Origin of the sequence: Vulcanisaeta souniana JCM 11219 (assembly GCF_026000775.1) — an archaeon.
In the GTDB taxonomy this organism is placed as follows: domain Archaea; phylum Thermoproteota; class Thermoprotei; order Thermoproteales; family Thermocladiaceae; genus Vulcanisaeta; species Vulcanisaeta souniana.
Map to the genome: position 1 here is coordinate 1,854,554 of NZ_AP026830.1, position 21,820 is coordinate 1,876,373.

At 45.6% G+C, this 21,820-nt stretch carries 25 protein-coding genes; 11 read left to right on the forward strand and 14 right to left on the reverse strand.

From position 1 onward, the window contains the following. Positions 1-91: 91 nt before the first annotated feature. The 4 genes from Vsou_RS10015 to Vsou_RS10030 form a co-directional block, all read right to left on the reverse strand. A complete protein-coding gene (locus tag Vsou_RS10015) occupies positions 92-1,108 on the reverse strand; it encodes a galactitol-1-phosphate 5-dehydrogenase (protein WP_264890710.1) in 1,017 nt (338 codons plus the stop codon). A 79-nt stretch (positions 1,109-1,187) separates the two neighbouring features. Continuing rightward, positions 1,188-1,952, reverse strand: coding sequence for an ATPase domain-containing protein (locus Vsou_RS10020; RefSeq protein WP_188604087.1), 765 nt, complete (start codon positions 1,950-1,952; stop codon positions 1,188-1,190). A 74-nt stretch (positions 1,953-2,026) separates the two neighbouring features. Continuing rightward, positions 2,027-2,977 (reverse strand): 2-oxoacid:ferredoxin oxidoreductase subunit beta, encoded by a 951-nt coding sequence (locus Vsou_RS10025; RefSeq protein ID WP_229709945.1) that lies wholly within the window; start codon positions 2,975-2,977, stop codon positions 2,027-2,029. After that, complete coding sequence (locus Vsou_RS10030) at positions 2,967-4,856, reverse strand: 2-oxoacid:ferredoxin oxidoreductase subunit alpha (protein ID WP_188604088.1); 1,890 nt, start codon at positions 4,854-4,856, stop codon at positions 2,967-2,969. The genes Vsou_RS10025 and Vsou_RS10030 overlap by 11 nt, the downstream gene beginning before the upstream one ends. Positions 4,857-5,137: 281 nt before the next feature. Between Vsou_RS10030 and Vsou_RS10035 the strand changes: the two genes are divergently transcribed. Beyond that, on the forward strand, positions 5,138-5,425 hold the full coding sequence (locus Vsou_RS10035) for a hypothetical protein (RefSeq protein ID WP_188604089.1): 288 nt from the start codon (positions 5,138-5,140) through the stop codon (positions 5,423-5,425). Positions 5,426-5,524: 99 nt separating this feature from the next. On the opposite strand, the gene Vsou_RS10040 is transcribed toward Vsou_RS10035, so the two are convergent. Genes Vsou_RS10040 through Vsou_RS10050 form a run of 3 tightly spaced genes read right to left on the reverse strand, consistent with a single transcriptional unit; the run spans position 5,525 to position 7,925 of the window. Further along, positions 5,525-6,763, reverse strand: a complete 1,239-nt coding sequence (locus Vsou_RS10040; protein WP_188604090.1) for an RNA-guided endonuclease InsQ/TnpB family protein — start codon at positions 6,761-6,763, stop codon at positions 5,525-5,527. After that, positions 6,756-7,382: an IS607 family transposase gene (locus Vsou_RS10045; protein WP_054844643.1), complete on the reverse strand. Its 627-nt coding sequence runs from the start codon at positions 7,380-7,382 to the stop codon at positions 6,756-6,758. The genes Vsou_RS10040 and Vsou_RS10045 overlap by 8 nt, the downstream gene beginning before the upstream one ends. Positions 7,383-7,415: 33 nt before the next feature. Continuing rightward, positions 7,416-7,925 carry a PaREP1 family protein gene (locus Vsou_RS10050; RefSeq protein ID WP_308419834.1) on the reverse strand — a complete coding sequence of 170 codons (510 nt, stop codon included), beginning with the start codon at positions 7,923-7,925 and terminating at the stop codon, positions 7,416-7,418. Between the two features lie 197 nt (positions 7,926-8,122). On the opposite strand from Vsou_RS10050, the gene Vsou_RS10055 reads away from it, so the two are divergent. The 5 genes from Vsou_RS10055 to Vsou_RS10075 all read left to right on the forward strand — a co-directional run bounded on the left by Vsou_RS10055 (position 8,123) and on the right by Vsou_RS10075 (position 10,769). Continuing rightward, a complete protein-coding gene (locus Vsou_RS10055; RefSeq protein ID WP_229709946.1) occupies positions 8,123-8,575 on the forward strand; it encodes a hypothetical protein in 453 nt (150 codons plus the stop codon). A 65-nt stretch (positions 8,576-8,640) separates the two neighbouring features. Further along, on the forward strand, positions 8,641-8,994 hold the full coding sequence (locus Vsou_RS10060; protein ID WP_229709947.1) for a hypothetical protein: 354 nt from the start codon (positions 8,641-8,643) through the stop codon (positions 8,992-8,994). Between the two features lie 130 nt (positions 8,995-9,124). Next, positions 9,125-9,448, forward strand: a complete 324-nt coding sequence (locus Vsou_RS10065) for a hypothetical protein (RefSeq protein ID WP_229709948.1) — start codon at positions 9,125-9,127, stop codon at positions 9,446-9,448. Then, entirely contained in the window at positions 9,426-10,238 is an 813-nt protein-coding gene (locus tag Vsou_RS10070; protein ID WP_229709949.1) for a cbb3-type cytochrome c oxidase subunit I, read from the forward strand. The genes Vsou_RS10065 and Vsou_RS10070 overlap by 23 nt, the downstream gene beginning before the upstream one ends. A 153-nt stretch (positions 10,239-10,391) precedes the next feature. After that, positions 10,392-10,769: a DUF488 domain-containing protein gene (locus Vsou_RS10075; RefSeq protein ID WP_264890711.1), complete on the forward strand. Its 378-nt coding sequence runs from the start codon at positions 10,392-10,394 to the stop codon at positions 10,767-10,769. Here the strand turns inward: Vsou_RS10075 and Vsou_RS10080 are convergent. The 4 genes from Vsou_RS10080 to tsaA are packed head-to-tail and all read right to left on the reverse strand — an operon-like array spanning position 10,762 to position 12,310. Beyond that, positions 10,762-11,388, reverse strand: a complete 627-nt coding sequence (locus tag Vsou_RS10080) for a helix-turn-helix domain-containing protein (RefSeq protein ID WP_188604092.1) — start codon at positions 11,386-11,388, stop codon at positions 10,762-10,764. The two genes, Vsou_RS10075 and Vsou_RS10080, sit on opposite strands and share 8 nt — an antisense overlap. 20 nt (positions 11,389-11,408) lie before the next feature. Next, positions 11,409-11,609: a pepsin/retropepsin-like aspartic protease family protein gene (locus Vsou_RS10085; RefSeq protein ID WP_229709950.1), complete on the reverse strand. Its 201-nt coding sequence runs from the start codon at positions 11,607-11,609 to the stop codon at positions 11,409-11,411. Continuing rightward, complete coding sequence (locus Vsou_RS10090) at positions 11,584-11,763, reverse strand: hypothetical protein (protein WP_229709951.1); 180 nt, start codon at positions 11,761-11,763, stop codon at positions 11,584-11,586. The genes Vsou_RS10085 and Vsou_RS10090 overlap by 26 nt, the downstream gene beginning before the upstream one ends. A 40-nt stretch (positions 11,764-11,803) precedes the next feature. Continuing rightward, positions 11,804-12,310 (reverse strand): tRNA (N6-threonylcarbamoyladenosine(37)-N6)-methyltransferase TrmO, encoded by a 507-nt coding sequence (tsaA, locus tag Vsou_RS10095; protein ID WP_188604093.1) that lies wholly within the window; start codon positions 12,308-12,310, stop codon positions 11,804-11,806. A 91-nt stretch (positions 12,311-12,401) separates the two neighbouring features. Here tsaA and Vsou_RS10100 point away from each other — a divergent pair, with 91 nt between their 5' ends. Beyond that, positions 12,402-12,656 (forward strand): PaREP1 family protein, encoded by a 255-nt coding sequence (locus Vsou_RS10100; protein ID WP_229709952.1) that lies wholly within the window; start codon positions 12,402-12,404, stop codon positions 12,654-12,656. Positions 12,657-12,823: 167 nt separating this feature from the next. On the opposite strand, the gene Vsou_RS10105 is transcribed toward Vsou_RS10100, so the two are convergent. Beyond that, the gene (locus tag Vsou_RS10105) at positions 12,824-14,332 is read right to left on the reverse strand and encodes a hypothetical protein (RefSeq protein WP_188604094.1); all 1,509 of its coding nucleotides are present in this window, start codon (positions 14,330-14,332) and stop codon (positions 12,824-12,826) included. Between the two features lie 78 nt (positions 14,333-14,410). On the opposite strand from Vsou_RS10105, the gene Vsou_RS10110 reads away from it, so the two are divergent. Beyond that, positions 14,411-14,839: a hypothetical protein gene (locus Vsou_RS10110; RefSeq protein ID WP_264890712.1), complete on the forward strand. Its 429-nt coding sequence runs from the start codon at positions 14,411-14,413 to the stop codon at positions 14,837-14,839. On the opposite strand, the gene Vsou_RS10115 is transcribed toward Vsou_RS10110, so the two are convergent. Continuing rightward, the gene (locus Vsou_RS10115; protein WP_188604095.1) at positions 14,836-15,141 is read right to left on the reverse strand and encodes a DUF2250 domain-containing protein; all 306 of its coding nucleotides are present in this window, start codon (positions 15,139-15,141) and stop codon (positions 14,836-14,838) included. The two genes, Vsou_RS10110 and Vsou_RS10115, sit on opposite strands and share 4 nt — an antisense overlap. Positions 15,142-15,410: 269 nt before the next feature. Next, complete coding sequence (locus Vsou_RS10120) at positions 15,411-15,956, reverse strand: hemerythrin domain-containing protein (protein ID WP_054844638.1); 546 nt, start codon at positions 15,954-15,956, stop codon at positions 15,411-15,413. Between the two features lie 251 nt (positions 15,957-16,207). Here Vsou_RS10120 and Vsou_RS10125 point away from each other — a divergent pair, with 251 nt between their 5' ends. The 3 genes from Vsou_RS10125 to Vsou_RS10135 are packed head-to-tail and all read left to right on the forward strand — an operon-like array spanning position 16,208 to position 21,816. Beyond that, on the forward strand, positions 16,208-17,521 hold the full coding sequence (locus Vsou_RS10125; RefSeq protein ID WP_188604096.1) for an MFS transporter: 1,314 nt from the start codon (positions 16,208-16,210) through the stop codon (positions 17,519-17,521). A gap of 22 nt (positions 17,522-17,543) precedes the next feature. Then, complete coding sequence (gene narI, locus Vsou_RS10130) at positions 17,544-18,251, forward strand: respiratory nitrate reductase subunit gamma (RefSeq protein ID WP_188604097.1); 708 nt, start codon at positions 17,544-17,546, stop codon at positions 18,249-18,251. After that, complete coding sequence (locus tag Vsou_RS10135) at positions 18,244-21,816, forward strand: nitrate reductase subunit alpha (protein WP_188604098.1); 3,573 nt, start codon at positions 18,244-18,246, stop codon at positions 21,814-21,816. Before narI ends, Vsou_RS10135 begins: the two co-directional genes overlap by 8 nt. The last annotated feature ends 4 nt before the right edge of the window (positions 21,817-21,820 follow it).

The following is a 21,820-nucleotide window of genomic DNA, read 5'->3' on the forward strand; positions in this document are numbered from 1 at the left end:
ATGTCATTCTATGTCTTGATGCTTTAACAGGTAATATACGCATGTAGAAAGCCATCATCGAATTGCTCCCTCTAATAATCTCTTAACTATATTATTCACTTGGTGTAAGCATTATTTTGACAAATTTAGTAAATGTTCCTGTTAACTCCTCAAAGGATTCTTGACCGCGCTCAAGTGGTCTAATATCAATCCAACCTTCACGTGGATCAAGAAGTCCCTGCTCCAATAGGTTCACGGCTCTCCTAAAATCCTCATCGGTATATGAGAAAGAACCCTTTATCTCAATTTCATTCCTAACTATGGCATTACCTGGTATCCTAACCTCATTATCATGAAGACCCACGAATATCACCTTGCCACTCCTACGTACTGCGCCTATGGCTAGTTTCCTAGTGTCCTCAGAACCAACGGCATCAATAACTACATCCACACCCTCAGGGTATGACTCCCTAATTTCCTTCAATGCTTCATCACCACTTTTCTCAATGAGTCTTGTGGCCCCAAACTTACGGGCCCATTCAAGCCTATTTTTATTAATTTCAACGACCGTTAAGTCCCTAATACCACCGGCTGATAGGATCTTTATTGCGAAGGTACCAACGGATCCAGCCCCAAGAACTAAGACCGAGTCTCCAAGAGATGCACCCGATAATCTTACGGCCCTTAACGATGTTGCTAATGGCTCAGTCAATGCACCCCTCACGGGATCGCTTACTGGGTATAAATTGTCGTATGGTGCCAATGCATATTCAGCATACGCGCCTGGGTAGTCAATGCCAATTATCTTCCTTTCAACACATAGGTTCTTAAGACCCATCTTGCAATACCTACAATGACCGCACCCAATGACCGGATTTACGGTGAATAACCTACCTATAATATCCCTAGGCACACCAGGGCCCACATCCTCAACAATGCCTGTGAATTCATGGCCCATCAACAATGGTGGTTTACGCAATTCATTCTTGCCTAAAAATCCCGACACGTCTGAGCCGCATATACCCACATGACTGACCTTGAGTAAAGCCCACCCAGGTCCAGGTCTGGGTTTTTCAACATCCATAATATCCATTTTCCTAACGGCCGTCCAGACTAAGGCCTTCATCATTATCCAAAGCCTTATCCTAATAAATAAGTATAAATACATACATGATGTATAATACTAAGTCAATGCGTATAATTATCTGTTAAAGCATCAATGCATAGAATGGTATGTGAACATCCTTTAACGGGCCCTTAATCATAATACCAGTTTTTGGCTGTATTTCAACCTCTAGTATTGTCGGTTGCACCGCCTGCCACCTCATTTTCCTAATAAATAGGTACCTCTTGAAGTCGCCCTCTGTCGTCTGTGCAAGTCCCGTTATGAATACTCCGGCTGCCAGGAACTCCTCAACCCCGTACCTCGAGATCACCCTGGCCCCCGTGGGTATTTCCGTGGTTATTATTGTTGTCACACCAACCTCCCTCTCAATACCCATGACCAAGGCCCTGATGTACTCTCTAAGAATCTGCACATCCTTCTCGAGCGTGACCAACGGCGCTATTGGGTCTATGACGAGCCTCTGGGCCTCCAGGGACTTCGCGTAATCGGCTATTGTGTATACCAGGGACTTGGCTATGGTCATTGGGTCCTTCTCCCTAATCTTCTCGATAATATCCATCTCAGGTATTAAGACCTCCAAGTAACCTTGTTCCCTAAGTGTCTCAAGGTCCCAGCCGAATCTCCTAACACCATTCATTAATTGGTCATAGGTCTCATCAACAGACACATAAATGCCAGGTTCACCATACCTAAAAATGCCATTTATTAAGAAGGATAACGATAACAAGGTCTTGCCAGTGCCAGTTTCGCCACTTATTAGGTATGTTCTGCCCTTAATTAATCCACCACCAAGTACCTCATCAAGTCCTGGAATTCCCGTGGGCGTTAAATCATAGTATAATGACATCAATCAAGATAACACGTTTAAGTAATATAAAGATTGCGGATATGCATTTTAATTTAACCAAGTGAACGTATGGCTTATCTAAGCTCTATCACGTACTTCTTAAACAAGTCCTTGAACTTCTCAATCGATATTACAGGTTTACCACCAACCTCAATGGGTTCCCTGGCAGGTGGTATCTTTAGGTAATTAGGTAGTCTCTGTGAATATCTCTCCTCAAACGTAGGCACGTTCGGGTTAACCAGGAATATACCGATGGGTACCCTATCATCACTCTCATACGACTTAACCAAGGCTTGAGCGGCCTTCTGCGGCAACTCCTCTGGGCTCTTCGCCACTGGGTCCCAACCCTCCTCCTGCAGGTCATAAACCCTCTTATTGTAGTAATCATACGTGTGTATATTGTCATATGTTACGCAGGGCTGTAACACGTCAATGAACGCCGCACCCTTATGGAGTATTGCCTTCTTGATCAATTCCTTGAGATGCTGAACCCTGGCTGCATAACCCCTAGCTATGAACGTATAACCGGAGGCAATTGCAAGCCCTATTGGATTAACCGCATCCTGAATATTAGGCTTAGGGAGTGCCTTTGGTTGTAGATTCCTCGTCAGTGTCGGGCTTGCTTGACCCTTTGTTAGGCCATACACCGTATTATCATGCATTATTACGACTAGGTCCACATTCCTCCTACCCAAAGCCACGAAATGCGCCGCGCCTATGCCAAGTAAATCACCATCACCGACATTAACAACAACCGTAAGGCCCGGATTAGCCAACTTAATACCCTCAGCGTATGGTAGGGCTCTGCCGTGTAGTGTATGTACACCTGTCACATTTACGAAATGCGGCGTCTTCCCTGAACAGCCTATTCCTGAAACCACCACCGTCTTCTCAGGCTCAAGCTGTAGATCCGCGAGGGCTTGGTACATGGCTGAAAGTATTCCAAAATTACCACATCCAGGACACCAATCAACCCAAACATCGGTCTTATAGTCATTTATTGTTAACTTCATCTTACGCTCCATAACTAATCACCTCCCTTGTACTACCCTTGAGCATATTCTTGATTGCGTTTACTAATTCATGAACATATATAGGTCTCCCTGTATATTTAACAATTGACCTATTGATCATGATGCCGGTGTTCATAGTCACCAGCCTTGAAGCTTGCGCCATGTAGTTGTGTTCCACAGCAACTAGATTATTGGCCTCGACTTCTTTTGTTAACTTGGTCAATGATTCCCTTGGAAATGGTATGAATGCCCTAATGTGATAGTAACCAACCCTCATTCCCTCACTATTCAACTCATCAATGGCCTTAACAGCCACACCCTTAACAAAGCCCCAGCCAATCAACAGTATGTCCGGCCTTTCTGGGCCGAAGTACGAGAACCTCCTCTCCTCAGGTATCTCCTTCTCCATGATGTCTAGCTTTCTCATTCTCTTATCAAACATATTGATCCTATTAACTGGATCCTCATTGATGTGTCCATACTCATCATGCTCATCACCCGAATACCACATCACGTAATCGCCAAGGAACGCCCTCGGCGATATTACACTTGATAGGTCAAACCTCTTATACACCTTAAGCCCCTTAGGTGCCAGGGTACCCCTAGTTATCCTAACGTTATTCAGGTCAGGCATTGGTATCGTTGCTATCGTGTTTGCCAAGAACTTATCAACAAGGTGTATAACCGGTACCTGGAAGACCTCAGCATAATTAAACGCGTCTATCGCATCGTAAAAAGCCTCCTCATGATCACCGCTTGCAAGTACAATCCTCGGGTACTCACCGTGGGATGCAAACACAGATGATAATAAGTCACTTTGACCACCTCTCGTTGGTTGCCCCGTACTAGGCCCACCCCTTTGATAGTACGTCACTACAATGGGAACCTCATTTTGCCCAGCCCAACCTAGCCCCTCAACCATTAGGTCAAAGCCAGGGCCACTCGTAGCCACTGAACTCCTTACGCCGGTCAACGCGGCACCTATTGCCGCGTTTATCGCTGCTAATTCATCCTCTGTCTGAAACACCACAAGGGAACCTTCACCACTTAATGTCTCATATTCCTCCAATGTGAAGCTCTCGTCTGCCGCAGGCGTGATTGGGTAATATGCCTGGAACCTGACCCCAGCCACTATCTTAGCCATGGCTATTGCATCATTACCACTGGCCACCAGAAACTCCCTGGCACTAATCCTTGGTTGCTCAAGCTTAAGCTCTGACCCAAATTGACCCTTGACAAGGCCCATCACTATTTGCGCCATTGACTTATTATGTCTATATACATCCTCCCTAGTGAACCTTCTTCTAAGGCTGTAGTCAAGGCTTTCCTCATTAATATCTGTTATTGCAGCCACGGCACCAACTAGGATCGTGCTTATATATCTGGACGCTTGTGACGGTACTATACCCTCGCGCTTCTGTATCTCCATGAGTAGCTCCTTAAAGCTGAGGGCAACGACACGAGCCTTCCTACTGTTCTGTAAATACTTGACCACCGACCTCACAGTACCATCAAGCCCAAGTCCCTTAAACTGGGCACCCAATCTATCCCTCAAGTCCTTCTCCATACTAGGTATGCCGGCATAATTAACGGAGTCATCATCACTATTATAGATTAAGTAACCACCATCCCTAAGGTCATTGAAGTGCGTGAACACAGTCTCTGCATCCATGGCGGCCACAATATCAACGGGATAACTAAGGTGCTTAGGTAATTCAGTGGCTGAGACCGTGGCATGGACGTAACTATGCCTACCCTTAATATTCGAGAAGTACTCCCTATCGGAAATAACGCCATAGCCAGACTTAGAAAAGGCCCATGAAAGTATCTCAGACGTGGTCTCTAAACCACCGCCCTGAGGCCCACCAAGAACATATCTCAACTCAATCATCTGCATCACCCATTATGCGTTCCATACCTATCAAGGTCCTATTAAAACCCCAATATAAAAAGAGTCCTCTAGTTATCAGTTAGAATAAAAGGTTATAAATTATTAATTATTTAAAATCAGCATAAATAATTTAAAAATGATTAACATAGATCACCAATAATTAATGAATATTATTCTTACAAGTAAGGTATAAATAATAAATAATTCTATAGTCATCTTAATAAAATATTAAAAACTTCTTAATAAAAACTTAAACGCAAAGGGCACAGATAAGTAATTTGATGAGAGAGGAGGAATTCATACCCCATGCTATTCACACGTGGTTTGGCTACTTTAAGGACCGTATAGTCACTAAGGAGGAGGGTGCTAAGCATAGTCGCTTCTCGAAGGATGCCGAGAATCGGTTGAGGGAAACATTGTCAACATTCGGCTGGGTCTACTGTATTGACTGTAAGCACCCAATCTTCGATCTTGAGGAAGCCCTTGAGCATTTGAGGAAGGGCCACGTACTAACTAATAGGTTCATGCCAGACGAGGTTGCGCCGGAGGAAGTTCCAATGGTTAGTTAAGTGCGGAGCCCTAACTTTAAAAATTTAAAATCAAACTATCCCTGAAAGGACCCACACGCATTACTTAATTCCTGCTTTAATGATTCATCCCGTTTGTCCCTACACTTTCATTTCATTCATTTTGTGTTCATTCATGATCGAGTGTAGGGACTTAGCCCTCAACCACCTGCCGAGCTTTACGACAGGCGGGTCATGGGACCCCTTCGACCCCAACAGCACGGGGGTCACATCTCCAGCCCTTTTCAACAAGTTGTACAGTGAGACAACATCCCTATGCCATTTCTCTTTTCCCCTCTCGCAAACACCAACCCTTGGGGCAATGCCCCCATCGGGTTGGTAAATGATCTTCGATCCGTGGATTGGACACGTTGAGGAAGTATAAGAAGGATTAACTAAGACCACGGGGACACCAAACTCCCTAGCCTTCTCAATAATAGCATTCTTCATAGATGAAAACGCTGAACGGTAAATTCTCAACCTAAGCTGAGAGTCTTTAACATCCTTAACCATATGTTCTGGAGTATTTCTTGGCAAGTCCTCCAAAATTATGGCACTACTACTTTCGTAAGCTTCCTTAACGATCAGCTTAGCCAACTTCCTCCTAACATCAGCCTTTTTATCTCCCTCTCTCAACTTCTTTAACTTCCTCTTAACATCCCTATCCTTAGTTGACTTACCAGTGGTCATCGACTTCCTCCTATACTCATAACCTAGAGTAATTTTCTTGGTGTTAGCCTCTAAAAGAATCGGTTTTTCATCAATTAATACAGAGACTGAATTCTCATTGAGATCAACTGGGATGAAACCCTTAGGCTCGTAAGGTTTAGGCTCATCCTTCTTAAAGACAATATAGAGTTCCACCACATTACCCTTTAACAATTTAAACCTAGCCTCACTCGCAATCCTCCAGCCCTTATTATAATATTCCCAAAAGATCTTAGGGAAGGTTGGAGAAATGAGAACCTTACCCTTCTTTGTGGAAATTGAGATTATACTAAGGCTGAACTTCCACAAGTGGTCATCTAAGTGCACAGTAACCATCCTCACTGACGGTTTATCAGTATAAGCCCTACCCCTCTTCTTTAACTTCTCAAAACTGTCTAATCTCTCACTCGCATCCTCACAGGCAGTGTAAATGTAGTGTGACGGTAAGTCCTTATGCTTCTCCCTCTCTTCCCCATAAATCCCAGCCTTAATCCTAGTGAAGGAGGCAGTTTTGCTTGACAGCCCATAATTTATTGCCTCCTCTAGAACCTCTCTGTACTCCTCCTCAACTTCTTTAAGCGCTGAGTATGTGGCGTAGTCGACCCTAACTCTTAACTTCACCGTCCTATCCATCTAGCTCACCCATCAACTTTTTTACACCTTGAACGAGGACTGTCTTCTTGTGACTTCTCATTCCGTAAATTTTCCCAGCGAATGAAGCAATGATGGAGATTAAGTCTTCTACGAGTTCCTGCGTAGCATCTTTGGGCTCCTCGCCGAAAACTATCTCGATCTTAACACCCATGGTTGAGAAGAACTCCTCTAAGTACTCAAAGCCGAACCTCGTTAACCTATCCTTGTAGGTTATTAATACGACATCAATACTCCTTCCCTCAACCAGCTTGAATAGCCTTAACAATCCTTTCCTTTGCGTGTTTAACCCACTAGCTATATCTTTTAGCACTTCAACTACCTTGTAACCCTTTGCCATTGCATAATTTGTCAAGTAGTTTATTTGCCTCTCTAAATCCTCTTTTTGATCAGCTGATGAAACCCTTGCGTAAATTACAGCCCTTATTTCCTCCCTCCTCTCTAAGTATTTCTTAATCTCACTGTAAGGTATCCTATACTTCCCACCCTCAGTTGTTACCACCCTTATCTTCCCTTCCCTGACCCACCTTAACAAGGTTGAGTATGAAATGCCAAGGAGTTGACAAGCCTCCTTAGGTCTCAGTAGTCTCTCCGCAAAAATAGTTGATAATAAATGAATATAAAAAGATTTTTATTAACATGAGAAAGGATTCATCCCCAGAACCCTAACCACACTATTCAGTAAGTTGCATATGTCCTTCACTGCGGCGTCCCTTGATGTATATATGTTCATGATACCCTCGGGATCAACACCATTATATTGATACTGATGAAGCGCCAACGCGAGCAGGGACTCTTTCTCAAGGCCAAGTAACTTACCCACATCGCGAATCATGGAGGTGGGCATGTAGGCTATTACCTTATCAACATTCTTAATACTATTGCGAAGCTCCTCCCTCCTCTCACCGGCCAATGCGGCAAGCAATGATTTAAATGCCTGAAACGCCTTATCGGCGGCGTTCCTGGTGTAACCCTCGACCAACAACCTTAATGCTAACCTAACCTCAGCCGAAGCTTCAGCTCTCCTGGCCTCAATGTATGCCCGTAGATCCTTCCAAGGCTTACCAAGTTGCTCAGGCAACATGAACCTATATCTAAGGTAATGCCATTCCTCAATAAAAGCCTTATCATTAACTCTAATCAATTAAATGAGCCATACTTTCGATTAAGTACTTATTATTTAAATGTATATATTTGAATAATGTTAAATATAAATCTAAACATTAATGATCATTGAGTACCGTCAAAGTATTTGGGTTGTTACGATATTAATGACTAAAACGTGAGTAAATATTGATCACCATGGCCGGGCGTAACTCAGTATGGCCTCGGGTCGTGCTTATGGTTACGATATTCGTCTACGTGGCTTACGGCATTATGGCGTGGTATACGTTCACGCATTTACCGCCAATACCCGCAGCCGTGGTTACTGAGAATGGTACTGTATTATTTACTTACAATGATGTGGTCATGGGCAAGTACTACTTCCAGAAGTATGGGCTTATGGATTACGGATCAATACTAGGCATGGGGGGTTACTTTGGTATTGACTTCACATCATACGCCCTGAGGATTTACGAGGATACCGCCGCGCATTACCTGGGCTTTGACGCTGTGCCTCAGGACAATGCAAGTGCCATGGCCATCATAAGGCAGGATTTAATGCCAATTAAGGCAGACCCAACGCCTAAGGACGATGCCATTGTTGTTAGCAATGAATTCGCCCAGGGATTCTACAATGCTGTCAAGTTTCACTCCTGGATGCTTGGCCTGCATCTGAACAATTTAGGTTAAAGCCTGACCTAATAACCAATGAGACCATTGTCAGGGATTTAGTCGCCTACTTCACGTGGAGCTTCATGATTGTAATGCAGGGTTATACCAATGGCTTCCCATATATGCCGGGCCTAATTGAGCCTGCGGTTAACGTAACCTACACCTCCTGGATCACGTTATTCACAATAATACTTATCGTAATGTCCATGACGGGCTACGTAGTACTTAAGCTCATGGATTACTGGAATGAGCCGAGGCTAAACATACAATTACCACCGCCTAACGATACACAAAGACTTACCCTACTCGCCTTCCTACTTGCTGGAATAGCCCTCGGGATACAGGGACTTCTTGGCGCCTATACAATGCATTTATACGCAGATACCATCATTATATGGCATAAACCTAATACCAGTATTACCCTTCAACATCAGTAGAGCCCTTCATTATACCCTTACCGTACTTTGGATTGCAGTAACCTGGATTACCTTTTCCTTCTTCGTATTCCCATACTTCGGACTAAGTGTGACTAGGGGACAAGTACTCACGGTGTTAATTATCGGGGTTTTGACCTCAATCAGCACATTGCTCGGTATATGGATGAGCTACCTCCAGTTGATACCAGCACCCTGGTGGTTTATAATAGGAGCTCAAGGACGGGGTGCAACAACCCAGGGCACTTTATGGCTAATACTAATAACGGCGATACTGGGCTACGTATCATACCTATGGAACAAGGCGTCAAGAACAGCGCCTGAACCATTAAGATCCTTTGCAAAGATACTCTCGATAACCATAGCAGGTACGGTGGCCGGCGCCTTCATAGGTGCGCTGCCAATCGTACAACCCTGGCCAGATTTCCAGGTGGATGACGATACATGCATTTGTTGAGGGCTTCTGGCCGCCCATAGTGGTTACAGTCATAGTCGTGCTCCTCGTCATAGCTGGCTTAATACCGCCTAAGTTGGGTACTGCGGTCGCGGGTATGGATGCCATCCTAGAAATAGTCACTGGCATGATTGGGATGATGCACCACTACTACTTCAATGGTTTACCCACATTCTGGACGTATGTGGGGGCCGTCATGGGCACTCTCGAGGCAATACCGCTGGGCTTTGTAATAATTTATGTAATATTGCTGTGGCGTAGGGGCGAAATTAGGACTGAGCTTCAAAAGACCATCGTAACCTATGCCTTAGTCGCGGGTATTGGCGGTGGTATAGGCGTTGTGGCGTTTGGCGCCAGCCTCATAAACCTACCCCTACTCAACTACTTCCTACATGGTGCACAAACCACAATGGCGCATGTTCACCTGGCCTTTCCATTGGCTTACGGCTTACCCAGCATATTAATGTGGGTGGTTGCCTTCGCACTATCCGGTGGCTTTAGTGATGGGGATCTTAGGTACATGAGGTGGGCAGCCATCATCATAGGTGTTGGCTTCTACCTTCAAGCATTACTATCACTAGTACCTCTAGGCGTATTACAGTTCATATATGAGTTTAAGTACGGCTATTGGTTCATAAAGACTATAATAACACCAAGTGGTCATTCTGGCTTCTGGGAGTTGCCATTAGTTGATGAATTCGTTTGGCTTAGGATGATTGGCGTCTTAGTCGCAGCGCTTGGCTTCGCCATAGTGTTATATTTGGAATGCTCCTTAGGTTTAGGAAGGCATTGAGCAAACCATTACTTGAAGCCTTGGGTGCGAGTAGGTCTTACTAATCATCCCTAGTTCTTAATTAATTAAAAATTAAAACCGGTTTTTCCATTATCATCGTAGAAATACTTTGATTCACTGTTAATAAGTACCATAATGAATCTTATAGTACTAATGATGAGAATTAAGGTTAAACGCATTTATGATGAGCCCGACCTCAGCGATGGCGTTAGAGTACTTGTTGATAGGTTATGGCCCAGGGGCTTAAGTCGTGAGAGGGCTAGGATAGACGTGTGGTTAAGGGATTTAGCGCCGAGTGACGAATTGAGGCGTTGGTTTAACCATGACCCTGCCAAATGGGATGAGTTTAGGCTTAAGTATTGGAGTGAGCTTGATAGAAATATTAACGATTTAAGCAAATTATTAAGTATAATACGTGGTAATGGTGCCGTAACCCTACTTTATGCCACTAGGGATAGGTTACGTAATAATGCCGTGGCACTCGCTGAGTACTTAAGGGTTAGGTATGGGTTTGATTACGAGGTTATTTAGGTCTATCCTCATCAATGGTAATGCCGATCTCCTCAAAATAGTGCATCACAACCTTCTTAAGGGTCTTCCTAAGTAACTCACTAACCGTAGATATTGACAAGCCAAGCTGCTTAGCCAATTCCTTAAGGTTAACCTCCCTATCGAAATACCCCATCTTATACGCAAGGAGTAGGACCTCCAACTGCCTTTCCGTGGGACTCGGCATGGGCAATTGCTCCATGTCAAGAACCCTCACCTTAACACCACTGGACCTCAACTGCCTAATACTCGTTCTCAATCGCTTAATGCCTGGTGAGAGCACAGTATAAACAATGGAGTCCTCATTACCCGGCTTACCACCCTCCACGAGAAGCCCAGCCCTACTTAACGCCCTACAGGCGCTACAACTTGGCGCTGAGACCCACAGGGTTTCCTCATCAATCACGTTAACCTTAAGCCCACTCCTCCTTAAGTAATTAAGTAAGTCCCTGTCCACGGGCTTATCTAACTTAACTAGGTGCGTTGATACCTCATCACCCACGTTAACCCTAGCTATGCTAAAGTTCAGATTGAACGCCTTGAGTGCGTTCTGAACCCTGCAATCACCCCTATGAGCCTCAAGTATTACCTTTAAGACCACGACATCTTAACATACCAGGGTTAATAAAGCAGTAGTGTACGTTCCCTCAATTTACCAGTCATCGGGTCAACCTCAAGCTCGAGAACCTCGAGCGTAGTTACGCCGGTTAAAACCTTATCGACCATATTCGACACAAGCACAGGCACAATCTCACCCTTACCCTCAATCTTAACCCACGCCCTAGACCTGTCAGCCTCAATAACCCCTAGCCCCCGTCTCAACCCTAGACCTACCAGTGATGCGTAGGCTGAGTTCGTTGGCTAATGACTTAAGTATTGCCGTCAGAGTAGCGTCAGTGTCAACCAAGGCCCTAACCTCAACAACCCTACTCAAATCAGCATTACCGACCTTGGTATTAGCCCACACATGGCCCATTAATAAAGTGGTGCTTACGGGATTAATAGCCCTTAAGGCATTAGGGGCACGGACCTAGCCATGGAACTTTCTCACCATACCCCTTCTCAACATAACTCCTAAACCACTCCTCCTCAAATTCCCTGGGAACCCTCGGCTTCTTAACAACGTCGTAGTAGTCATAGGGCTTAATGTCAAGTATGGGAGTCCCTGTCCAGGCGTCGAGACCCCTCAACCACAGCCTGGGTGGTTCAACCTTAACGAGCTCCAGCACCGATAAACCAATGGGGTTTGGCCTTAACGGATATCTAGTGGCAAATATGCCGACCTCTTTATCCGTTCCCTTCAGTCTAACCCTGAGTCTGACCTCCCTCTGCTCATGGAATATGTAAATGAGCATTACGTGGGAGTACTCCTCAAGTCCCAGCAATCCATCCACGTACTCATCATAAACCCTAACAACGCCAATGAAGTCATACCTAGTGGCGTATCGACCCCTCTCTGGCTCATCAGGTCTTGGAAAGCCTACCTCAACATAGCCAATGGGCTTAAACGCGTACTCAACCATTGACTGAGTAAAGCATGGGATTAGATAAACCTTGCTAGTAACCATGAATAAAGGCATTTATAGCCATGCCCAGGCACCTTCTAGGCTGGAGATGGAAGAACCCATAGTTCATCCCTGGAAGGACATTAACAAGTATATCGAGACCAGGGCCAAAGAGACACTCTACGAGCTTGAGTTGGCGGAGGAATTCCTAAAGAATGGGCTGTACAGGAATGCTGCGGGTAAGGCATTCCAGGGCTGGAAGGCTGTCCTAGCAGTCCTGGCCGCCAACTCACGTAGCGAATTGGCAGGTGAGTTCAGGGGCTTCGTTAGACTTAAGGAGAGGGTCAGGGTTGAGGCTGGTTAAGTACCTGCTTTCTAAGTACCTGGTTGAGTATAGGCGTGACCACTTAAGATCAGTGGTATCGATAGGAATGTGGTCGAGGAGACTGTTAGAATTAAGGAGAAGGTCCGCGTAATAACGGCGCTTAAGTATGGCTCGCTAGTGAAATTAAAATTGGGAAAGAGGGGATTTCAGGCCCGTGGGCTCTGGGTGGGGCAGTTTAGGTTTGACATGACCTTGGCTATTGCCCAAGCCCTCTCGGTGCTGCCCTCGCCCACTGCCTCTTCATGCATTCTTCTCAATGCCTCGCAGACCTTGGCAACTAGCTCCTGATGCTTCATGACTTCGCTATAACTTATGTAGACCACAAAATCATTACCTTGCGGGGATAGCTCGGCATTGTAGTCCGTATTTCTTAGTCTCTCCAGGATTGCTCTGGCATCCTCAAGCCTTTTACGCTTGATCCTTAACTCCACGCCACCATTATTTTTCACGTGCACATTCATCCAAACGCCGGCAACCTCAACCAATGACCTACCTATCGGCTTAATCTTCGTGCTGGCCAACGCCAGTAATCGCCTGAACTTCTCGGCGTCGGACAATTGGCTTAAGTCCTCAATCATTACCCTAATCAATGTATTGCTAAGCCACTTCCTAGCGAGCTCGACGGCTTTCGAGCTATTAATACTATAGTATTTAATGACTTCACGATCAATATCCCTGAAGCCGATGGCCTTCATCCTATCGATGATGCCCCTCCACAACTCGTGCTTCGAATCACCAATCACGAGCCTAATCGTCTTCTTCTCAACATTGATATTACCATCTCCAAGAATAGCAAACAATAGGAACGTTAGGAACTCATCATCACTAAACTTAGAAACCTCCTCGGCGACCCTGGCCTTGTTCTTAGCCTTGTTTCTATGGTCGACGGCCGTTAAACGCCACTTGATGTTGATGTTGGTCTCATTGAGGTTCATACCTTCTATGTGCATAGCATTTCTTCCAGGCCACGTTACTAACCATGCGATGACCTGCCATGTTTGATTAGTGCTCATCTCCGGGTAGCACTTTTTATTAATTGAGCCGTCTGTTAGGAACAAACCATGCTGCAATGGCTTGAGCGCGTTATCGCCAAATAGCTTGGGAGTTACGGCGCTAGTACTTCTAGAGCTAACCAATGATACGTTTATTGCTACGCCACTTCCTCTGACCCTAGTTACCTCAATTGCTATGTGCTCCGTGTATAGGTGTGTCATGAAGCTTTTATCCTCATTAAACGGTTCTCCTCGTATGATTATTGTTACCTCGTTTCTCCTTAACTTTTCGATTAATTCCTCAAGCTCTCTTCGATAAGTCCTCAGCCATTTTTCCCTGGCTTGCCTTGCGAGCTCAATCATCTTCTTGGCTACCTCGATCATTGCCTTCCTCAGTTCGGCGATGGTTGGGTCATTGCTCTCCTTGGCCTTCCCCTCCATCGCCATTAACCAGTTGCTTAGTTCGTTGATTGTTTGATCGAATGGCGTCGTTGAGTCACTCAGCAACACGTCTCTGTGCTCCTCCAACCTCCTCATGAACTCATTGATCAACTTCATCACCTTCTCAACCACCTTTGGATCGCTGACCTCCTCACCACATTGAAGTCGCTTATCGCCCTCGACCTTCACGCCCCAGCAAATCCTCAAGCCATTAAGAGCCATGGAACATCCGTAGGATTAATCCTCAACGAGACTAATAAGTCACTACCGACACAGCGCTGGATTGGGTTAAGCACGAGGTTGAAAGCGAACAAAACGCAAAACGGGAGTAAGGCGTACAAGCTCTACGCCGACTTCACCTACCACGCCCTCGGCAACCGCACATACGCGTACTACAGCCCCAGCATGTACAGGGCGGAAGGCGGTGTGGAATTATTGAGGTTGATAGGTTCGGTTTGGTTGTTGGGTAACGCTTTTATAGGTCCTTTCCCCAGCCTTACCGTGGTTGGGGTTAGGAAGTTGACGGTTACTAGGGCGCCCGTGAACCCAAGCGAGTTGGGCATCGACTCGCTACCCTACGTCGGTGTTATTGGTGGTAGTGGGCTTGATAGGGAGGGTTTGCTGAGTCGTTACTTGGACCTCGACATGGTTAGGCAGGACATTGCAGCAATAATCGAGGGTGGTAAAAAGATAATATCATCACTAGCCAATACCCAGCGCTCTGGCTAGGTTCCCTGGGCTTTGTTGCCTCTCCTAAGGCTCCTAACCAGTAACTCACCGCGCCTTGAGAGCCTGTAGTAAACGTGGTGCTTACGAACTTCATTACTAAGCTTAAACTTGGCAACACTCCTCTTGAGCGTCTTACCACCCCTGACCCTCTCAATTAAGCCCATCGACTCAAGCTTATCGAGAATCTGCAACACCTCCTCGAGCGGAATACCCGTGTTAATGGCTATTGACTTACCATAATCCACATTAGCCCTCTTCAGGTGCATAAGTACGGCAATGTCCTTATTCGTGAGTCCATCCATATGGTATGGATTAGTATTGCAGAGCTACGTTAATTAAGCTTGACTTAGTCAAAATTTGGGACAATAATGTGGAATAGATAGTATTTAAGATAGGGTAGGTATTTAGCGTCTAGGAGGCGCCCAAGGAGGTTATTGATGCTGTAGAGAGCCTCGACATTGATATATTGATATTAGGAAATTGATGAATTACCTTAAGGAAAGGTTAAGCTAAACAATAAGTAAATTTTGTTAGGTGTATTTTCATTAACAATTGAACTTTCCGCAGTTGTTTAGGTGATGCCGTACTTTTTCTTTAACTCATTGATCTCCATAACCCACTTCTCATGCCCTGTCTCATTCTCAATATCCTCAATGGTTCTCGAACTCTCTAGCGTATCCAATGCCAGTGACCCAGGGAATAACACGTCATTCTCCTTCTTAATATGCTGTGTGAGGTGGTCTGCAAGGAGCTTTAAATGATCTATTAATGCCTGCCTTGCACCTTCATCCTTATTATCAATCCACATCCTGAGTAATTCCTCACTTATCCTTATCAAGTACCTGGCAATGCCGTGCTCAGTAACCATGACATAAACAGGACTACCCTCAAATGGAAATAACCTTAGGTTTAATGATGGGAACAATATGTACTCCTCCTTAGCATGATGGCACTTATCAATAAATGCATCAAAGAACCTTATTAAAAACTCAAGGTCCCTGGCGTCAGAGTTATCGTTATTCACTATCTTATAAAGGACTTTAAGTGACTCAAGGATAACATCATGATCCTTAATTAAATTATCAATCACATACGCGGTATTAACCCTAATAACCATACGCAATCAGATGTAAGGCAGCGGGAGGATAATTAAATAATTTAATTTCGTGACAATGCACGCACACACTTACGAAAAACGTCACAAGAACCCTTAATGAGGTCGTGAATGAATTATTATGCATATTTACGCATTGCTTTATATATTTTTATAATTATTTAAATTCATATCAATATGCACGGTACTTATCAAAACATTTTGATTCTCCCTATATTAAGGAAAAGATAAAAAGCCAAAAACAAAGTATGAGTATGCCTAAGCGCGAAGAGGTATTGAAGAGGTATGGCATTCGTGGAAGTCCCACTACAGGCCTTATAGCTGGTACCATAGCATTCTTCGCAGGATTTGCTGCGGTTGCACTATTTGGTATAACGGTGCATACCGTGGCACCATTACTGCATTTAAACATTATTGAGGTCGGTTGGTTAGTGGCTATACCATTGGTAACCGGTGCCCTACTTAGGATACCCTTTGGTGCGCTCGTTGATAATGTGGGTGGTAGGAGGATCATACTAACGCAGTTAATCATTGCCATAATAGGCATGATTGGCTTAATACTAACCCTGCACGCCATATTAACGCACTCCATAGGATCAAGCATACTGGGTTATGCCCTACTCATGCTATTTGGCGCCGTTGCCGGCACGGGAATATCAACATTCGCATCGGGCATAGCATACGTATCTTACTGGTTCCCACAAAGACGACAAGGCTACGCCCTCGGAGCCTATGCAGGGTTTGGTAATGCGGCGCCGGGAATATTCACGGCAATACTGCCATATGCCTTAGCAGGCCTTGGGTTAATTGGCGCGTATACCGCGTGGGCGGTGTTCCTAGTAATAATGACTGCGGTATTTACCATCATAGGTTATGACGCCTACTACTTCCAATTAGTAAAGAGGGTTGGTCATAATGAGGCTGAGCGCCTAGCCAAGGAGCTGGGGGAGGAATTAATACCAAGCGGCTCTGCAATTAGGAGCCTGAGTGAGTCGGCCAGGATTTGGCGTACGTGGTTACTAGTCATAATGTACTTCATATCCTTCGGTGGCTTTGAGGCATTAACAGAGTGGTTACCAACGTACTGGACTAATTACTTATCGTTGGGTATTGCCATGGCGGGCTTTATGACGGGCGTAGTATACTCATTAATCACGGCATTAATGAGGGTACCCGGCGGCTGGTTTAGCGATAAATGGAGTGGTGAGAGGGTAGCGATTATCTCCTACATAATCCTGGTTATTGGAAGTATAATCATGATGTTGAGCCATAACTTCGCCCTTAGCACCGTAGGGACTATAGTAATGGCCATCGGCATGGGCATCGCGAATGCAGCAGTATTTAAACTCGTACCTAAGTACGTCCCAGAGGCTGTTGGCGGTGCCACCGGCTGGGTCGGGGGCTTAGGCTCGGCGGGTGGCTTACTGATACCGCCGGCTATGGCTACCTTCGTCGCAATATATGGCCATGTTGGTTATGCATTAGGCTTCATGATATATACGGTATTTGGCTCACTCTCAATAATCTTTGCAATAATACTTTATTGGCATGAGCACAAACATAAATAATAATGAGCAACTGTGATTAAATATGCCGTCTCCCCTCGATGAGGTTCTTTGGGTTTCCCTGCCCTACATAGTCATTGTAGTATTTATTGGTGGTCATGTTTACAGGTATGCAGTTGATCAATATGCCTGGGCCTCCAAATCCAGTGAGTTACTTGAGAAGCGTTGGTTAAACATGGGGTCCCAACTCTTTCATTGGGGTATACTTATCGTAATCCTAGGCCATATAGTGGGTTTATTGGTACCTCCAGGCGTCACTCAAGCCATGGGCATAACTACCGAGGAGTACCATAGAGTGGCTATAGTCCTTGGTGGCGCCTCCGGGCTTGTGGCTTATCTTGGTGCTTGGATCCTCCTCTTAAGGCGACTCTTGATAACTAGAGTTAGGAGGACTAGTGATGCAACGGACTTCCTCGTATTAATATTAATAATAGTGACGATGACCCTTGGATTATACAATACATTGATATATGATGTGTTCGTACATCCATTCCCCTATAGGTCAACGATAGGTGCATGGTTAAGATCGGTACTTACCCTACAGCCTAACCCTAATTATATGGTTGATGTTCCAATAACATTTCAATTACATATAGTCTTTGCCTACATACTATTCCTCGTATGGCCATTCACAAGGCTTGTCCATGTCTGGAGTTACCCAATATTCTACCTTAGGAGGGCCTGGATAATATATAGGAGGGCCAGAAGGCCGGAGGTGGTGGTGCATGCCTAGGGCTAACTTCATTAAGGAAATCTTTAGGCATTTCTTACCCAGGGAGAGATTTAATAGCGGCTGGAGCGAGGTTGATAATGCTGATAGGGCTTGGGAGGACCTTTATAGGAATCGCTGGCAATTCGATAAGGTTGTTAGGTCCACACATGGCGTTAATTGCACTGGCTCCTGTAGTTGGAGGGTCTATGTTAAGGATGGTATAGTGGTTTGGGAGCATCAGGCGGTTGATTACCCGACCAATGGCCCCAACATGCCTGAGTATGAACCGAGGGGCTGTCCAAGGGGTGCTTCGTTCTCATGGTACATATATAGTCCATTGCGTATTAAGCATCCATATGTTAGGGGCGAGCTCATGAGGCTGTGGAGGGAGGCTATGTCTAAGTTTGGTGATCCCATAAAGGCTTGGGAATACATAGTCACTAATCCTGAATTGGCAAGTAAGTATAAATCCGCCAGGGGTAAGGGAGGCTTCGTTAGGGCTTCCTGGGATGAAGTCCTTGAATTAATATCAGCCGCGCTCATATACACCATAAGGACCTATGGGCCTGATAGGATATTTGGCTTCACGCCAATACCCGCAATGTCCATGGTAAGCTTCTCATCTGGATCGAGGTTCCTTGAATTAATAGGTGGTGTAATGCTGAGCTTTTACGATTGGTACGCAGACCTACCCATAGCTTCGCCCCAGGTATGGGGTGAGCAGACCGATGTTCATGAGAGCGCTGATTGGTTCAACTCAATGTACATAATAGTTTGGGGTACGAACATAGCCATGACGAGGACCCCAGACGCTCACTTCCTAGCTGAGGCCAGGTATAGAGGTACGAAGGTGGTTGTTGTGACCACGGATTATACCGACGTTACAAAATTCGCAGACTTATGGATAGCGCCCAGGCCAGGCACTGATGCTGCCTTGGCTATGTCGATGATTCACGTCATATTGAAGGAGTTCTACGTGGATAGGCAGGTGGATTACTTCATAAACTACGTTAAGAGGTATACAGACTTACCGTTCTTAGTAGTATTAGAGAGAAGTGGAGATTCCTACATACCGGGTAGGTTCCTGAGGGCTTCAGACTTAGGACTGAATGTACCAAATGCGGAGTGGAAGACCGTAGCCCTCGACTTAAATACTAAGCAGTTAGCCATCCCCAATGGTAGTATTGGATTTAGGTGGAGTAATGAGGGTAAGTGGAACCTTAAGCTCGAGGACTCAATAACGGGTAAACCCATAGATCCTGCGTTAACATTATTGGGCATGCATGATGATGCAGTATTGGTTCAGACCTACGTTTTTGATGATAAGGGGCCAATACCTATCATCAGGGGAGTTCCCGTTAAGAGATTGAGTATTGGTGGTAAGGACTTACTGGTCACGACTGTCTACGACTTATTGCTTGCCCATGTAGGCGTCAACAGGGGCTTACCTGGTGATTATCCATTAAGTTATGATGATCCTAAGCCATTTACGCCGGCCTGGCAGGAGGTGATAACGGGTGTTGATAGGAGGGTTGCAATTAGGGTTGCAAGGGAATTCGCTAGGAATGCTGAGTTGACTGGGGGTAGGTCTATGGTCATCGTAGGCTCAGGCATTAACCATTGGTACCACTCAGACCTCATCTACAGGGCGATAATAACAATGCTTATGCTGCTCGGAACCATAGGTGTTAATGGAGGTGGCTGGGCGCACTACGTGGGTCAGGAGAAGGTTAGGCCCCTTGATTCCTGGTCCCACATAGCCTTCGCCCAGGATTGGGTTAGACCACCAAGGCTCCAGAATACCACGTCATGGTCCTACATACATAGTGACCAGTATAGGTATGAGGACCTAAGCATGGGTAAGGTTGCCGTTAACCCCGAGTATGAGCATCCAGTGGACTATAACGTTATTGCGGTCAAGAATGGGTGGCTACCATTCTATCCGCAGTTCAGCATCAATCCAATAAGACTCTACGATGAAGCCACTAAGGCTGGGGCAAGGAGTGATGAGGAGGTTATTAAGTACGTAAAGGAAGGACTTACGAGGGGTAACATAAGGTTCGCTGTTGAGGATCCCGACGCACCGGAAAACTTCCCAAGGGTATTATTCATGTGGAGGGCTAACTTCCTCGCCTCGAGCGGTAAGGGTCATGAGTACGTACTCAAGCACCTACTAGGCACAGATAACTCGGTGATGGCTAAGGAGGGATTGATAAAGCCTAAGCTCGTCAATTGGCGTGAACCCGCACCCATAGGAAAGCTTGACTTAGTGGCCACGATTGACTTCAGGATGAGCACATCAGCGCTATACTCAGACATAGTGCTACCTGCGGCGACCTGGTATGAGAAGAATGACCTAAGCACCACGGACCTACATCCGTTTATACACCCATTTAACCAGGCCATACCACCACCCTGGGAGACTAAGGCTGATTGGGACATATTCGTGGCGTTAGCCAAGAAATTCAGTGAGATGGCGTGCAAATACCTAGGCAAGGTCAAGGATGTGGTTGCCGTACCGTTACTGCACGACACGCCTGGCGAACTGGGCAATAGGTCTGGCCCGAACATTGTTATCGTTGAGCGTGATTACTGCGATGTATACCATAAGATGATCACGCTCGGTCCCCTAATTAAGGATTCAATAGGTGCTAAGGGTATTACGTGGAGTGCCAGGGAGGAGCATGAGGGAGTCGGTAGACTTAACGGGATTGACGAGCACGGTCACCCACTATTGGTTAGGGATTATCAGATTGCTGAGGCGATACTGCATTTATCTAGTACTACTAATGGCGAGGCATCGTATAAGGCATACAAGGCGCTTAGTGATAGGGTTGGTATTGACTTAACGCATATTGCGGAAAATCAAAGGGAGGTGGTGATACACTTCAGTGATCTATCCTACCAGCCAAGGAGAGTGTTAAGGACACCCATTTGGAGCGGTAAGGAATCTGAGGAGAGGCCATACACGCCATTTGCATTAAATGTGGAGGACTTAGTGCCTTGGAGAACGTTGACGGGTAGGCAGCACGTGTACCTAGATCATGAGTGGATCATAGAGTTTGGGGAGCAGCTACCGACGTATAAACCCCCCGTTGCCCAGGTACCGTTTAATAGCGGTGAGGGACCTAGCATTAGTGGTAAGTACTTGGTTGCACGTTACTTGACGCCGCATGGTAAGTGGCAGATACACTCAACATACATGGATAATCAAATAATGCTAACACTATTTAGAGGGGGTCCCGTTATTTGGATTAATAGCGATGATGCCAGGGAGATGGGTATTAAGGATAATGATTGGGTCGAGGTAATTAATAGAAATGGTGTAATCGTGGCTAGGGCTGTCACGTCGATAAGAGTTCCGAGGGGTACCGTGATCATGTATCATGCCCAGGAGAGGACTGTGAATGTCGGTAAGTCCAAACTGACTAATAGGCCGGGTGGTACCCATAACAGCGCCACTAGGGTTAGGGTTAAGCCGACACACATGATCGGTGGTTATGCCCAATTAAGTTGGGCGGTTAATTACTACGGCCCGGTCGGTACCCAGAGAGATGAGGTTGTGATAATTAGGAGGTTGGGGTGATGGT

Coding starts and splice junctions, on each gene's coding strand:
- Vsou_RS10015 (WP_264890710.1), bottom strand. CDS start 1,108: ATGATGAAGGCCTTAGTCTGGACGGCCGTTAGGAAAATGGATATTATG.
- Vsou_RS10020 (WP_188604087.1), bottom strand. CDS start 1,952: ATGTCATTATACTATGATTTAACGCCCACGGGAATTCCAGGACTTGAT.
- Vsou_RS10025 (WP_229709945.1), bottom strand. CDS start 2,977: ATGGAGCGTAAGATGAAGTTAACAATAAATGACTATAAGACCGATGTT.
- Vsou_RS10030 (WP_188604088.1), bottom strand. CDS start 4,856: ATGATTGAGTTGAGATATGTTCTTGGTGGGCCTCAGGGCGGTGGTTTA.
- Vsou_RS10035 (WP_188604089.1), top strand. CDS start 5,138: ATGAGAGAGGAGGAATTCATACCCCATGCTATTCACACGTGGTTTGGC.
- Vsou_RS10040 (WP_188604090.1), bottom strand. CDS start 6,763: ATGGATAGGACGGTGAAGTTAAGAGTTAGGGTCGACTACGCCACATAC.
- Vsou_RS10055 (WP_229709946.1), top strand. CDS start 8,123: ATGGTTACGATATTCGTCTACGTGGCTTACGGCATTATGGCGTGGTAT.
- Vsou_RS10060 (WP_229709947.1), top strand. CDS start 8,641: ATGATTGTAATGCAGGGTTATACCAATGGCTTCCCATATATGCCGGGC.
- Vsou_RS10070 (WP_229709949.1), top strand. CDS start 9,426: ATGACGATACATGCATTTGTTGAGGGCTTCTGGCCGCCCATAGTGGTT.
- Vsou_RS10075 (WP_264890711.1), top strand. CDS start 10,392: ATGATGAGAATTAAGGTTAAACGCATTTATGATGAGCCCGACCTCAGC.
- Vsou_RS10090 (WP_229709951.1), bottom strand. CDS start 11,763: ATGGGCCATGTGTGGGCTAATACCAAGGTCGGTAATGCTGATTTGAGT.
- tsaA (WP_188604093.1), bottom strand. CDS start 12,310: ATGGTTGAGTACGCGTTTAAGCCCATTGGCTATGTTGAGGTAGGCTTT.
- Vsou_RS10100 (WP_229709952.1), top strand. CDS start 12,402: ATGGAAGAACCCATAGTTCATCCCTGGAAGGACATTAACAAGTATATC.
- Vsou_RS10105 (WP_188604094.1), bottom strand. CDS start 14,332: ATGGCTCTTAATGGCTTGAGGATTTGCTGGGGCGTGAAGGTCGAGGGC.
- Vsou_RS10115 (WP_188604095.1), bottom strand. CDS start 15,141: ATGGATGGACTCACGAATAAGGACATTGCCGTACTTATGCACCTGAAG.
- Vsou_RS10120 (WP_054844638.1), bottom strand. CDS start 15,956: ATGGTTATTAGGGTTAATACCGCGTATGTGATTGATAATTTAATTAAG.
- Vsou_RS10125 (WP_188604096.1), top strand. CDS start 16,208: ATGCCTAAGCGCGAAGAGGTATTGAAGAGGTATGGCATTCGTGGAAGT.
- narI (WP_188604097.1), top strand. CDS start 17,544: ATGCCGTCTCCCCTCGATGAGGTTCTTTGGGTTTCCCTGCCCTACATA.
- Vsou_RS10135 (WP_188604098.1), top strand. CDS start 18,244: ATGCCTAGGGCTAACTTCATTAAGGAAATCTTTAGGCATTTCTTACCC.